This window comes from Campylobacter sp. US25a (genome assembly GCF_004379075.1).
Lineage (GTDB): Bacteria > Campylobacterota > Campylobacteria > Campylobacterales > Campylobacteraceae > Campylobacter_D > Campylobacter_D jejuni.
The window spans coordinates 1-12,256 of sequence record NZ_RYYM01000010.1; the positions used below are offsets into that span (position 1 = coordinate 1).

Consider the following 12,256-nt stretch of genomic DNA (forward strand, 5'->3'; position numbering starts at 1 on the left):
ACGGTTTGAACTGATTCTTTAACAGCTTGATTGTCTTGTTCTAAACCTTTTTTAGTAGCAAGGATGTTTTCGTTGATAGCACTTGAGATTTGTCCAAATTCATCATTGCTTTTTACTTCTATAGTAGAAACATTTTTTGTTTTATGGTTGATGAAGTCAAAGAATGAAGTTAAACCTGTTTGGATAGCTGCAAGCGGAGAGAGATATTTTGATACGATGAAATAAAGGAGGATGACGCTAATAATACTTGTAAAAATAACAATCGCGGTTTGTATAAATGCAATTTTATATATTGGAGATTCTATTTGTTCTATTGACTCCCCAATACAAGCAGTATAAACTCCAGAAACTTTTGCACATACAGCAAATCTTTCACTACCATCTTTTGGTCTAGTATACTCAAAAGGTTCAAAATCTTTCTTGGTTTTTGCAAGATTTGTAATTGCACTAATATCATAACCTTGTTGTAAAAGAGCTTTGTCTGTAGAAACAAATACTTTATTTTCTTCATCAAATACAAAAGTTCTACCTGGTAAATTTTCAAATTCAGCTTGCAAATCTGCTGCAAGAACATCTACGGCCAAAACTCCTATAAATTTACCATCTTTATAAAGTGGAATAGAATATGTAAAGCAAGGTAAATTTGTAGTTACATCAATATAAGATGGGGTAATATAAAGTTTATTTGTTTTAACTGCTTCTATATAATATTCTCTTGTTCTAGCATCATAATTATCAGCTTTTCCATAAGTTCCAAAATCTAAATTTTTAGCATCAGAGTCTGGATCACTTACAACAAGTTCGCCATTTGGTTGAGCAATATAAACTGCTAAGAATCTTCCAGCATCTCTAAAATTCTTTAAATCTTTTCCAACATAATGCATTAAAGCATCTTGACTATCTAACTGTTCTACAGGATGCTTTAAAATACTTTTAGCCAAACTTTCAAGAGTTAAAGAATTTCTTGCCTTAAAAGACTCCATAGAATTTTTAGCCGTTTTAACATAATTTATTTCAGCATTCACAACTTCATGAAAAATTGCTTGCTTTACAAATATAAATGTTACAACACCTAAAATTATCAAACACACTACTGCGATTAAATTTGCAATCAGTGAAACCTTCAATTTTACGCTTTTCATAATTTAAGCGCTCCTTTCTAATATTATTTTATAGGGATATCTACATAAAGTTTTATAATTATAAATTAAAAAATTTAAATTTTTACTTAAATTTAAAAGTTATAAAAAATTAATTTAATATTTATTAAATTAATTTATATTTATTATTTTTATTTAAAGTAATATCGCTTCGAAAATTCTATGTATTAAGCTTAATATCGTTATAATTTAGAAAAATTTATATCGAAGGAAATATTTTGAAAAAAATTATATTATTTATCTTATCTTTAGGGATATTTTATACTTTCACACAAGCTAAAAACTTCGAACAAGATCAAAATAACAATAGCAATTTAGTTAGTGTCAGTATAGCACCTCAAGCATTTTTTGTTAAAAAAATAGCTGCAAATACTCTAGATGTCAATGTTATTTTGCCCTCAAATAGCAATGAGCATAATTTTGAATTTAAACCAAGTGCTATGAAAAAACTTGAAAAAAGTGATATTTATTTCACCATAGGCTTAGAATTTGAAAAAGTTTTTACGGATAAATTTAAACAAAATTTTCCAAAACTTCAAGTTGTAAATATGCAAAAAAACATAGCTTTGATTCAAACTCATGATACACACGAACACTCTCATGAGCACCACGAACATGAACATTTTGATCCTCATACTTGGCTAGATCCTATTTTGGTCCAAACTATGGCTTTAAATATTTATGACACCTTGATTCAAAAATATCCACAAAATAAAAATTTATATAAACAAAATTTAGATAAATTTTTAGCAGAATTAGATAGTTTAAATTTACAAATTGCCTCAAAATTAGAAAAATTAAAAAATAGAGAATTTGTAGTTTATCATCCTTCTTGGACATATTTTGCAAAACGCTATAATCTTATACAAATTCCTGTAGAAATTTTAGGCAAGGAGCCAAAAAGCAAAGATTTGCAAAAACTTATCACTCTAATGAAAGATAAAAATTTAAAAGTCATTTTTGTTCAAAATGGTTTCCCTGAAAATGCAGCAAAAACACTTGCTAAAGAATGTGATGCAAAAATTTACAAAATAGATCATTTATCTTATGATTGGGAAAATGAGCTTTTAAAAACTGCTGATGCCTTTTCTCATAATTTATAATCAGGTTTTTTGATGCTTTTTTTTGAAATTTCTAATCTAAACTACGCTTATGATAATGAAATCATCTTAAAAAACATCAATCTTAGCTATGACAATAAAGATTTTCTCTCTATCATAGGTCCAAATGGTGCAGGAAAATCAACACTCGTAAAACTTATCTTAGGACTTTTAAAATCCAAAAATAAAATCCATTTCAAAGCTCTTCAAAGAAAAGAAATAGGCTATGTTCCTCAACACACTCTAGCCAATCCTAATTTTTGTCCAAGAGTACTTGAAATCGTTCTTATGGGACTTGTAAGTAAAAAAATTTTTGGTTTTTATGGGAAAAAAGATAAAGAAAAAGCAATGCAAGCTTTAAAAAGCGTAGGGATGGAAAAATTTTGTAACAAAACAATTGATTCTCTAAGCGGAGGACAAAGACAACGTGTTTTTATTGCAAGAGCCTTAGCTAGTGAATGTAAGATGCTTATTTTAGATGAACCTACCGCAAGCGTTGATAACAAATCTGCTATACAAATTTTTGAACTTCTAAGCTCCTTGCACCAAAAAGGTATGGGAATTTTACTCATTTGTCACGATATCAACCTTGTATTAGCTTATAGCGATAAAATTGCACATTTAAATAAAGAACTTTTCTTGCATACCAACACTAAAGAAAAAGAAAAAAGTTCATTTTTAAAACATTTATACGAAAACCACTCTCATTTTTGTGATGTAGAAATGAGTTTAAATACTTGTTTTTGCGATGAAGAAAATTGCGATAGTAAAAAACTATGCGAACAAGAATTTACAAGAAGAAATTTGAAAAAAACAGAATTTAAAAAAGAAAATTTTTGTTTAAAATTTTCAAAGGAAAATAATGCTTGAAATTTTAAATTTCACCTTTTTTCAAAACGCTTTATTAGGAGCGATTTTAGTCAGTATAACTTGTGGGATCATAGGCACTTTGGTGATGATAAATCGCCTTTTTTCTATGGCTGGAGGTATAACACATGGGGCTTTTGGTGGTATAGGTATAGCTTTTTATTTCTCTTTACCTATTTTATTAAGCACGGGAATATTTACTTTATTTTTGGCTTTTTTAGTAGCTTTTTTAGCTAAACACTATGAACACAGAAGCGATAGTATTATCGCTGTAATTTGGGCTTTTGGAATGGCTGTTGGGATTATTTTAATCGATTTAAGCCCTAATTATAACACAGATTTAATGGCTTATCTTTTTGGGAGCATTTTGGCTGTAGGAACGCAAGATTTATGGCTTATGGCTTTGGTTGATAGCGTGGTCGTACTTTTGATCTTTTTATTTTATAGACAATTTGAAGCATTAAGCTTTGATGCGGAATTTGCAAAAGTTCGTGGTATCAATACAAGTTTTTTTCATTATCTTTTAATCGCCCTTATGGCTTTATGTATAGTTATTTCTATACGCCTTGTAGGGCTTATTTTGGTTATGGCTTTACTTAGTATCCCAAGCTTTATTGCTGAAAATTTCACTAAAAGACTTGGCTTTATCATGATTTTGGCAAGTTTTTTAAGTATGATTTTTTGTGTTTTAGGACTTATACTTAGCTATTATCTTAATCTCTCAAGCGGTGCTTGCATCATAGCTGTAGCTTGTTTTGGTTTTTTAGTGCATTTGATAGGAAAATTTTTAAAAAGGTAAAGGTGCGAATAACACTTGCACTTTTATATCTTTTTGCCCTTGTTCTTTAAAATACAAATGTTCGCTTGCCTTAAAAACAAAAAATTTTTCTGCGATTTTTCTTTGTAAATCTTGAGTTTTTTCACATAAAGGATACACAAGTTTAATATCATAAATTTTAAATTTGCAAGCATAAGCAAACATTTGATACAAATCGCTTTGTGCTATACCCTGTTTTTTCTCATCTTCACTATCATTTGGAATTTTCCATTTGGTATCTAGGATCGTTTTATTTTCTATATATAAATCAGGCTTTAACATGAAACAATTTTCATCATTTTTTGAGATTAAATACTTTCCATTGTTTTGAACTTTAATATCTTGAGTTGGATTTACTTTTTTTAGCATATAAGCTACATAATCTTCAAAAATTTTCTCCATAGGAAAAAGCAAAGCAAAAGCTTCATTTTTACCATGATAAGGCATAAAACTTTCATTTTTTAAGAAAATTTTACACCACAAAAGCAAGTTTTCATAATAATCAAAATGTCTTGAAATTTTATAACTAAAATCTTTTTCATAATTTTTAGAAAATTCTACCTCATCAAGCATTTGCATGGCTTTTATAAGTCTAAATTTATTCAAACTTGTTTTGGATTTTAAAAAATTTAGCGTTGATTTTATCAAACGATTGGGTGCTATATCTAAAACAAACTCATCATTGCTTGTAAAAAATCTTTCTTTGTGTATCAAATTTTGCTTGATATGTTCGTTAAATAGTAATTTTCCCTTCAAAAAAACCCTATTTTCTTCGCAACTTAGATAAGATCTCATCAAGCCTTTTTTATGCACGCTATCAAATTCATCTAAAAACATAGTGATAAACACTTCAAATAAAGGAATTTTAGAACTTTGCAAAGATGAAATTTGCGATTTTTTAAAGGGGGAGTTTTTTAAGGTTTTTAGCATATTTATCAAAAGATTTTTAGGATTAAATTTAAAATCTTTTTCATAAAAATCATTATTTTTAGAAATATTGTCTAATTCATAGTATCTTTTTAGTTTTTCTTTATCGTGATTTGAAGAGCTATCTTCTTTTTTATAGCTATCTAAATTCGTGCATTTTGGCAAGATCTCCAAAACCCCACTTTTAGTCTGTATAATGCCGACATAATTTTTAGCTTTTAAGGTATTTTTATTTTTAAAGCCTAGAAGATTTTCATTATTTTTTGCAAAATCTTCTAGCTCTTTATAAAACCCTTCGGCCTTTTCTTTGAAAATTTCTTTTAAATCTTCTTTAGAAAAAGCTTGGTGTTCGATGATGGAAAAAGTGCTATTCATTTTCGTTTTTTAATTTATTTGCTATTTCATCATTATAAATTGCTTGATATATTTCTATTTTATCCCAAATTTTATCATCAAATGAAGCAATATTATAAATACTTCTCTCGCTATTAACACTATCTAGATTTTTTATTTTTTGAAGATATTTATCATCTTTTTTATCTTTAAAAATCATACCATTATCATTTAAAACCGCATTAATCAAAGCATAATCATTATAAAAATACTCTTGCAAAAGCGGGATAATTTTGTTTTGAAAAATACTTTTTAAATCATTTAAATTTTCAACACCTATAAAAAATGCGTGTCCTATGGTTTTTTCTCTATCTAGTAAATATTCTATACGAGTGTTTATAGCTTTTAATAATTCTTGTAAATTAATACCTTTACAATCCATAGATAATTTGCTCACATCAGGCATCATCTCAACAAATTCAAAGCGTCTTCGCAAAGCTGTATCAAGAGAAGTTATGCTTCTATCGGCTGTATTCATAGTGCCTATGATATAAACATTTTTAGGCACTCCAAATTTTTCATCGCTATAAGGCAAAGCCACTTTTAACTCTTCTTTTTCACCTAACCTTTTGCTAGGTTCTATCAAGGTTATAAGCTCACCAAAAATCTTACTTACATTACCACGATTGATCTCATCTATTATGATTATAAAAGGCTTTTTTGTATTATCTTGTATAAGTTCTAGATTTTTTACGTTACTAATTTTATCTAATAAAATATTGGGAGAAATTCTCCATAGTTTATAAACTGTTTTTTGGGTTAAATTTATATTATCATTGAGTTCGTATATATTAACTTCATCATCTTTTGATATCCATTCTACTTCTCTATAGGTTTGATATTCACCTTGTTGAGTATATTTAACATCACTCTTAATTATACCTATGCCTTTTATTGTCTTTAAAGAATTAAAAACACATACTAAATCACCCAATTGCATTTCATTTTTAAAACTATTAATGGTATTTTTATCATTATTGCCTAGTTTTAAAAATTCATCTCCCATATTTTTTGGAATTTCATTCCATCCAATGCAAATTTTATTTTCTTTAAAACATTCTTCCCTTAATGAAGCATTATATCCTAATGAAATTTTCCATACAGATGAATAATTACTTATTAAGGTATCATTTTTTGATTTCTGTTCTTTATATAAAGCTTTCTTATAGAGTTTTTTAAAAATACCATCTTTAATTTTATATCTAATTTGTGAATTTTCATTTTCATTTTGTTTATCTAAATCAGGCTTTATACCTTCTATAAATTCTTCATATCCATAGCTTTGATGAAAAGTGGTAAAAACTATTTGTCCATTTTTTACATACTCATCAAATTTGGCTTTTTTCTCATCTCTGCTTTCTAAATTTTCACCTAAAATCTCTAAAGCTTTATCTATAGTATGATAAGTTTTTCCTGTCCCTGGAGGTCCATAAAGAATTTGATTTAAAGGCGTATTGTTCTTCATCATATTATAGTCCTTTATAATTTTAAAATCATCTTTAGATAAATTATTTATATAGTTTGATAAGTATAAAAATACATCAAATAACCTATCCTTTATTTCTTCAAATTTATCAATCTTTTCTTCTAATTTATAATCGAGTATATTGTCTTTTTGTATTTTAAGCAATGCATTACACTTCTCTTCTTCTTTGGTAACTATGCGCATATAAATATCATCCCTTGACACTCCAAACCATATATAAATACCATGCCAAGCAGATCTACCTTTTTTAAACTTTATATACTCTTCTTCTTCAATTTCTTTATATAATGCAAACCCTTTATATTCATCCTTTTGGAGTGTTTGCAATCCGGTATATAATTTCCACTCATAGCTTTCAAAAAAATTTTGAATATCTTCTATGTCGTCCTTGAAAGTAGAATTGCGATCATTGTAAAATTTCATTGCCAAATCAATCATTTTTTTAAAAATATCTTGAATTTCTTTCTTGTCATTTTCAGAAAATATTTTTGTCATTTAACATCCTTGATTTTTGTTTTTTATAAAAAATAATTAAATTATATTAATATTTAACTTAAATTTACCATATAACAAAGGTTCTAGCTTTTTTTATATCATTAAAATTTATAGTAGTTTTTTCTTTGTTTTCTAAATTTTCTAAAGTGATATTTTCATCATCTACAGCAATGATTTTTGCTTCGAATTTTTCTTTTTCATTGGTTGCAATCTTCACAAGTTCACCTATACTTTTTGCAAAGTGTTCTATCTTACTCAGTTTTCTTTCAAGTCCTGGTGAAGATACTTCTAAAAAATACTCCCCATTTACAGGTGGCTCTACGTCAAAAATAGGCGATAAAATTTCACTAAGTCTTGCACAATCATCAAGATTTACCCCGCCTTCTTTTTGCACATAAATTCTATAAATTTTTCTGCCATTTTCACTTACTAGCTCATCATCATAAAAACTAAGTCCTGCTTCTTTGCAAAGGGCTTCAAGATTCATTTTTATCCTTTTTTATTTTTTCAAAAAGTGCGTCCATGTGGTTTTGATACTCAAGTCTATCATCAAATTTAAAGTGAAAATTCGGACACCTATACCAGCCCTGCTCACTCATGCAGTAATTTTGCAAAGCTCTACTTGCCTTTTTTAAAGAAGATAAAATTTTTTCTTGCTCATGAACATTAAAAAACATCTTATCAAGATACACAAAAGCATCGTATCTGCCTTTTTTACACTCTACATCCACTACACACAAATTTTTCAAATTTTCATCATCTAAATTTGCTAAAGCTTCAGGGATCAGCTCTTTTAAGATACTTTCAGTGCGTAGTTTTTTAATCTCACTTGGGTTCATAGACTTGCTTGTTCCTCTACTTCTTTATAGCTTTCTATATAATCACCCACTCTCATATCATCACACCCTTCTATACCTACGCCACACTCATAGCCTTTTGCCACTTCTTTAGCATCATCTTTAAAGCGTTTAAGCGAGCTTACATTTCCTTCATAAACCACAACTCCATCACGGATAAGGCGAATTTTAGCTCCACGGTTAATCACCCCTTCAGTTACCATACAACCTGCAATTTGTCCGATTTTTGGCACATTGATCACTTGTCTAATCTCTGCTTGTCCTAATTGCTCTTCAGAAATAATCGGACTCATCATACCACCAAGCAAAGCTTTTACATCATCAAGTAGATTATAAATCACATTATAGGTTTTAATTTCTACGCCTTTATCCTTAGCACGCTCTTTAACTTCCCCTGTTGGGCGTATGTTAAAACCTAGTACTATAGAGTTTTCACTCGCACTTGCAAGCTCTATATCACTTTGTGTGATCCCTCCTACCCCGCTATGAATGATATTCACTTTAATCTCATCATTTCTAAGTTTTTCTAAACTTGCTTTTAAGGCTTCTAAAGATCCTTGTACATCAGCTTTTAAAATAACAGGCAAGGCTTTTAGATTACCTTCTTTGATCTTAGCTCCAAGCTCATCAATGCTAACTTTAGTAGATTTACTAAGTTCTTTTTGGCGATTGTATTCGTGGCGTTTATTAGCGTATTCTCTTGCTTCTTTATCGGTTTTTACTGCGATTAAAATTTCACCTGCATCTGCTACTTCGCTAAGCCCTACGATAACCCCACATTCGCCTGGTTTGATTTCTTTTAAAGCTTTACCTTGATCATCACTCATCGCACGCACTTTTCCATAAGCCTCACCTGCAACCACAGTACTTCCTACAGTAAGTGTTCCATTTTGCACGATGATAGTAGCTACCGCACCACGCCCTTTTTGCACAGAACTTTCTATAATACTTGCTTTAGCAAAACTTTTTGGATTGGCTTTAAGTTCTAAAATATCAGCTTGTAAAAGCACGATCTCAAGCAAATCTTCAATCCCCATTCCTGTTTTAGCCGAAACCCCTACAAATTCATAAGATCCACCCCATTCTACTGGCATGATTTCCATTTCTGCGAGTTGAGTTTTTACCATATCAGGATTTGCTGCTTCTTTATCCATTTTGTTAATAGCAATAATAATAGGCACGCCCGCTGCTTTAGCATGATTTATCGCTTCTTTGGTTTGTGGTTTTACCCCATCATCTGCGGCCACAACAATGATTACAATATCAGTGATACTTGCACCCCTTGCACGCATAGCAGTAAAAGCTTCGTGACCTGGAGTATCAATAAAAGTAATTTTACGCCCATTTTTTTCTACCATATAAGCACCCACATGCTGAGTAATACCCCCTGCTTCACCACTTGCAACGCGTGATTTTCTAATATAATCTAACAAAGAAGTTTTACCATGATCAACATGCCCCATGATAGTGATCACAGGTGCTCTAGTCACTAAATCTTTTTCATCAATCTCTTCTTCATAGTCTTTTACATAATCAAACTCATCAGCCTCGTTAATGATATTGATCTCTATACCAAATTCAGCAGCCAAAATTTCAATCGCATCTTCATCTAAGAAATCATTTTTTGTTGTCATCATTCCAAGCATGAAAAGTTTTGAAATCACTTCACTAGTGCTTTTTCCTATCTTATCAGCGAATTCATACACACGAATTTCTTTAGAAATAGCAACGCTACTTACTTCTTCTACTTCCTTTTTTTCAATCTTTTTAGGTGGTTTTTTACGACTTCTTCTTTGAATTCCACCTTCAAGTCCAAAACCCGCAGAATTTCCAACAGCTTGTCTTATAAAATTAGGTTGTTTTTTATTGATATTTTGTGGTTTTTCTTGTTCTTTTACACTAAAATCAGGTAACACTACCTCATCTTCATCATCTAAAGAAATATCACCAAAATCATGTTCATCTAAAAAATTCATTTTTTCGGTACTTTCTTTTTTACTCGCAACAAAAGATTTTTTTTCTTTTTTCTTTTTCTTTAAACTCTCATCAGCATTTGAAAACATAGTTTTTAAACTTAAGCGCTCTTCATTATTGATAGATATATCATTTGAATTTTTTACTTCTTCTTTTTTAACTTGAATTTCTTCTTCGTCTTTTTTCTTTTTAACAATGACAAGTCCGCGTCTTTTAGCTAAAGTTGCACTAGCAAGGCTTTGTGGCTTATGAGCATCAATAATTTCTTGTTTTTCTTCTTTTGCATTTTCTTTTTCAACTTTTAATTCTTCTTTTTTAACTTCTTGTTTAAGCTTTTCTTCTTTTTTAGGTTCTTTTTTTTCAGATTCATTTAGCTTTTCTTGTTCTTTTATATTTTCTTTTTTAGGCTTTTTTGCCGTAGAAGTTTTGATATTTTTCTTAAAAGCTTCTGGAATTTCTCTTGTTTGTATATACTCATAAATAGCTGCTGCGATCTCAGGTTCTACAGCATTTGATGCTGTTTTAATTCCAAGTCCTAATTCATTTGCCTTTTCAATAATTTCCTTACTATCATAACCTAATTCTTTTGCGATTTCATGAATTCTAATCTTTGCCATTTAAAAATATCTCCTTAAGTCCTTGCTGAGTAATTTTAGTATTTAAATTTTTACATATTTTAGAAAATGCTTTTTGTAAGATTTTATCTTCTTTCTCAATACAATTTTGACATAAATATCCGCTTCTTCCATGTTCTGCTTTAGGCACAATATCTCCTAAAACAACTTTAAATCTAAATAACATATTTTGCTCAAAGCGGTTTTTACACACTATGCACATTCTAATTGGTATATGTTTTTTCAAAATTATATCTTTTTTTTATATTTTTTAGCAAATTTCAAAGCCATTATCATCAAATTCTAAATATTGCACACGAAAATCTTTAAATTTTGTTTGCATTTTCTTTGCCAAAGCTAAAGCATCATCTTTAAAAGCTAAAGAAAAAAAGCTCGATCCCGAACCTGAAAGCGTACTCATTAAAGCTTTATTTTCTAAGGCAAATTTTTGCACTTCAAAAAGCTCGGGTAAGTTTTTCATACGATTGATTTCATGGAGCTTATCTTGACTTGCAAATTTTAAAAATTCATATTTTTTCTCCAAAAAACAAGCGGTTAAAAATGAAGCATGAGAAAGATTGAAAACCGCATCATTAAAACTTAAATTTTTGGCCAAAGCTTGGCGTGATTGTTCCGTGCTCATTGCCAAATTTGGGATCACAACCACAGCAGCTAAATCTTTATCAATCTCTTTTTTGATGCTATAAACTTTATTTTTTTCAACCAAAGAACACACAAAACCACCAAGAGTAGCTGGAGCGATATTATCTGGATGGTTTTCATAAATTAAAGCTTCATCTAAAATACGTTCTTTTTCTACCTTAAATCCACTCATATAATAAGCACTGGCAATAGCTCCAACAATCACAGCTGAAGAGCTTCCTAACCCTCTTGAAAGAGGAATGTTATTTTGAAAAATAAAACGAAAATTATCTTTTTTTCCGCTTAGTTTTTCATAAATTTCATAAAAAATATTTACAAATATATTGTTTTTTTTAAGAAAAATATTATCACTGCCCTCACCTCCAATACTAATGCTAAAAACACCTGATTTTTGGATTTGAGTTTCATTAAAAAGCTTTAAACTAAGTCCTAAACAATCAAAACCTGGCCCTAAATTCGCACTCGTAGCGGGAACTAAAATTTTCAAATTTCATCCTAAATTGCATCTAAAAAATAAAAGGGAAGATTATCATTATTTAGTTTAAGCTCTTGTAAATTTTTTGGTAAAAAAAACTCTGCTGGGATATTTTGCTCTAAACAAATTTCACCTTCCTTATATACAAAACAAAAATTTTTATTTGCACTTATGGGTTTATAACCATTTAATTCAAAAGCACTCACCGCAAATAAAGGAATATTTTTTACTATACTTAAAGTACTCAAACTTACATAAGAAATTTTAATCCCCATATAAGAACCTGGACCATTAGCATAGATTAAACTTGTAAAATCATATTCTTTAAGCAATTCATCTAAAATTTTTGGTAAAAATTCGCTTGCTTTTTCTTCACTTTTATAAGTTTTTATAAGTTTATCATCTTGATAAATTCCAATCATTAAAGG

Annotated in this window: 12 protein-coding genes; 3 read left to right on the forward strand and 9 right to left on the reverse strand. The window is 29.4% G+C overall.

Translation table 11 applies throughout. The features are described from left to right. On the reverse strand, positions 1-1,142 hold a 1,142-nt coding region (locus ELQ12_RS07385; RefSeq protein ID WP_193551455.1), incomplete at its 3' end, for a cache domain-containing protein. Positions 1,143-1,378: 236 nt separating this feature from the next. Here ELQ12_RS07385 and ELQ12_RS07390 point away from each other — a divergent pair. From ELQ12_RS07390 to ELQ12_RS07400, 3 genes are read left to right on the forward strand one after another with little or no spacing between them, the layout of a single operon-like run. Next, positions 1,379-2,263 (forward strand): zinc ABC transporter substrate-binding protein, encoded by an 885-nt coding sequence (locus ELQ12_RS07390; RefSeq protein ID WP_134264676.1) that lies wholly within the window; start codon positions 1,379-1,381, stop codon positions 2,261-2,263. Positions 2,264-2,275: 12 nt separating this feature from the next. Further along, positions 2,276-3,130, forward strand: coding sequence for a metal ABC transporter ATP-binding protein (locus ELQ12_RS07395; protein ID WP_070240306.1), 855 nt, complete (start codon positions 2,276-2,278; stop codon positions 3,128-3,130). Then, a complete protein-coding gene (locus ELQ12_RS07400) occupies positions 3,123-3,926 on the forward strand; it encodes a metal ABC transporter permease (RefSeq protein ID WP_070240304.1) in 804 nt (267 codons plus the stop codon). Before ELQ12_RS07395 ends, ELQ12_RS07400 begins: the two co-directional genes overlap by 8 nt. Here ELQ12_RS07400 and ELQ12_RS07405 read toward each other — a convergent pair. The 8 genes from ELQ12_RS07405 to ELQ12_RS07440 all read right to left on the reverse strand — a co-directional run bounded on the left by ELQ12_RS07405 (position 3,915) and on the right by ELQ12_RS07440 (position 12,250). After that, positions 3,915-5,246, reverse strand: coding sequence for an McrC family protein (locus ELQ12_RS07405; protein ID WP_070240302.1), 1,332 nt, complete (start codon positions 5,244-5,246; stop codon positions 3,915-3,917). The genes ELQ12_RS07400 and ELQ12_RS07405 overlap by 12 nt on opposite strands. Then, positions 5,239-7,245, reverse strand: coding sequence for an AAA family ATPase (locus ELQ12_RS07410; protein ID WP_134264677.1), 2,007 nt, complete (start codon positions 7,243-7,245; stop codon positions 5,239-5,241). The genes ELQ12_RS07405 and ELQ12_RS07410 overlap by 8 nt, the downstream gene beginning before the upstream one ends. A 64-nt stretch (positions 7,246-7,309) precedes the next feature. Then, positions 7,310-7,732: a ribosome maturation factor RimP gene (gene rimP, locus ELQ12_RS07415; protein WP_070261566.1), complete on the reverse strand. Its 423-nt coding sequence runs from the start codon at positions 7,730-7,732 to the stop codon at positions 7,310-7,312. Continuing rightward, positions 7,722-8,084 (reverse strand): 30S ribosome-binding factor RbfA, encoded by a 363-nt coding sequence (gene rbfA, locus ELQ12_RS07420; protein WP_002778650.1) that lies wholly within the window; start codon positions 8,082-8,084, stop codon positions 7,722-7,724. The genes rimP and rbfA overlap by 11 nt, the downstream gene beginning before the upstream one ends. Further along, positions 8,081-10,693 (reverse strand): translation initiation factor IF-2, encoded by a 2,613-nt coding sequence (gene infB / locus ELQ12_RS07425; RefSeq protein WP_070261567.1) that lies wholly within the window; start codon positions 10,691-10,693, stop codon positions 8,081-8,083. Before infB ends, rbfA begins: the two co-directional genes overlap by 4 nt. After that, positions 10,680-10,937: a YlxR family protein gene (locus tag ELQ12_RS07430; RefSeq protein WP_002870410.1), complete on the reverse strand. Its 258-nt coding sequence runs from the start codon at positions 10,935-10,937 to the stop codon at positions 10,680-10,682. Before ELQ12_RS07430 ends, infB begins: the two co-directional genes overlap by 14 nt. A gap of 24 nt (positions 10,938-10,961) precedes the next feature. Then, positions 10,962-11,840 (reverse strand): homoserine kinase, encoded by an 879-nt coding sequence (thrB, locus tag ELQ12_RS07435; protein ID WP_002857455.1) that lies wholly within the window; start codon positions 11,838-11,840, stop codon positions 10,962-10,964. An 8-nt stretch (positions 11,841-11,848) separates the two neighbouring features. After that, positions 11,849-12,250 carry a tRNA (adenosine(37)-N6)-threonylcarbamoyltransferase complex dimerization subunit type 1 TsaB gene (locus tag ELQ12_RS07440; RefSeq protein ID WP_002851789.1) on the reverse strand — a complete coding sequence of 134 codons (402 nt, stop codon included), beginning with the start codon at positions 12,248-12,250 and terminating at the stop codon, positions 11,849-11,851. Positions 12,251-12,256 lie beyond the last annotated feature (6 nt).

Bases quoted from the DNA above. Each gene is read 5' to 3' on its own strand.
- ELQ12_RS07410 (WP_134264677.1), bottom strand. From the start codon at position 7,245: ATGACAAAAATATTTTCTGAAAATGACAAGAAAGAAATTCAAGATATT.
- ELQ12_RS07405 (WP_070240302.1), bottom strand. From the start codon at position 5,246: ATGAATAGCACTTTTTCCATCATCGAACACCAAGCTTTTTCTAAAGAA.
- ELQ12_RS07400 (WP_070240304.1), top strand. From the start codon at position 3,123: ATGCTTGAAATTTTAAATTTCACCTTTTTTCAAAACGCTTTATTAGGA.
- ELQ12_RS07395 (WP_070240306.1), top strand. From the start codon at position 2,276: ATGCTTTTTTTTGAAATTTCTAATCTAAACTACGCTTATGATAATGAA.
- ELQ12_RS07440 (WP_002851789.1), bottom strand. From the start codon at position 12,250: ATGATTGGAATTTATCAAGATGATAAACTTATAAAAACTTATAAAAGT.
- rimP (WP_070261566.1), bottom strand. From the start codon at position 7,732: ATGAATCTTGAAGCCCTTTGCAAAGAAGCAGGACTTAGTTTTTATGAT.
- rbfA (WP_002778650.1), bottom strand. From the start codon at position 8,084: ATGAACCCAAGTGAGATTAAAAAACTACGCACTGAAAGTATCTTAAAA.
- infB (WP_070261567.1), bottom strand. From the start codon at position 10,693: ATGGCAAAGATTAGAATTCATGAAATCGCAAAAGAATTAGGTTATGAT.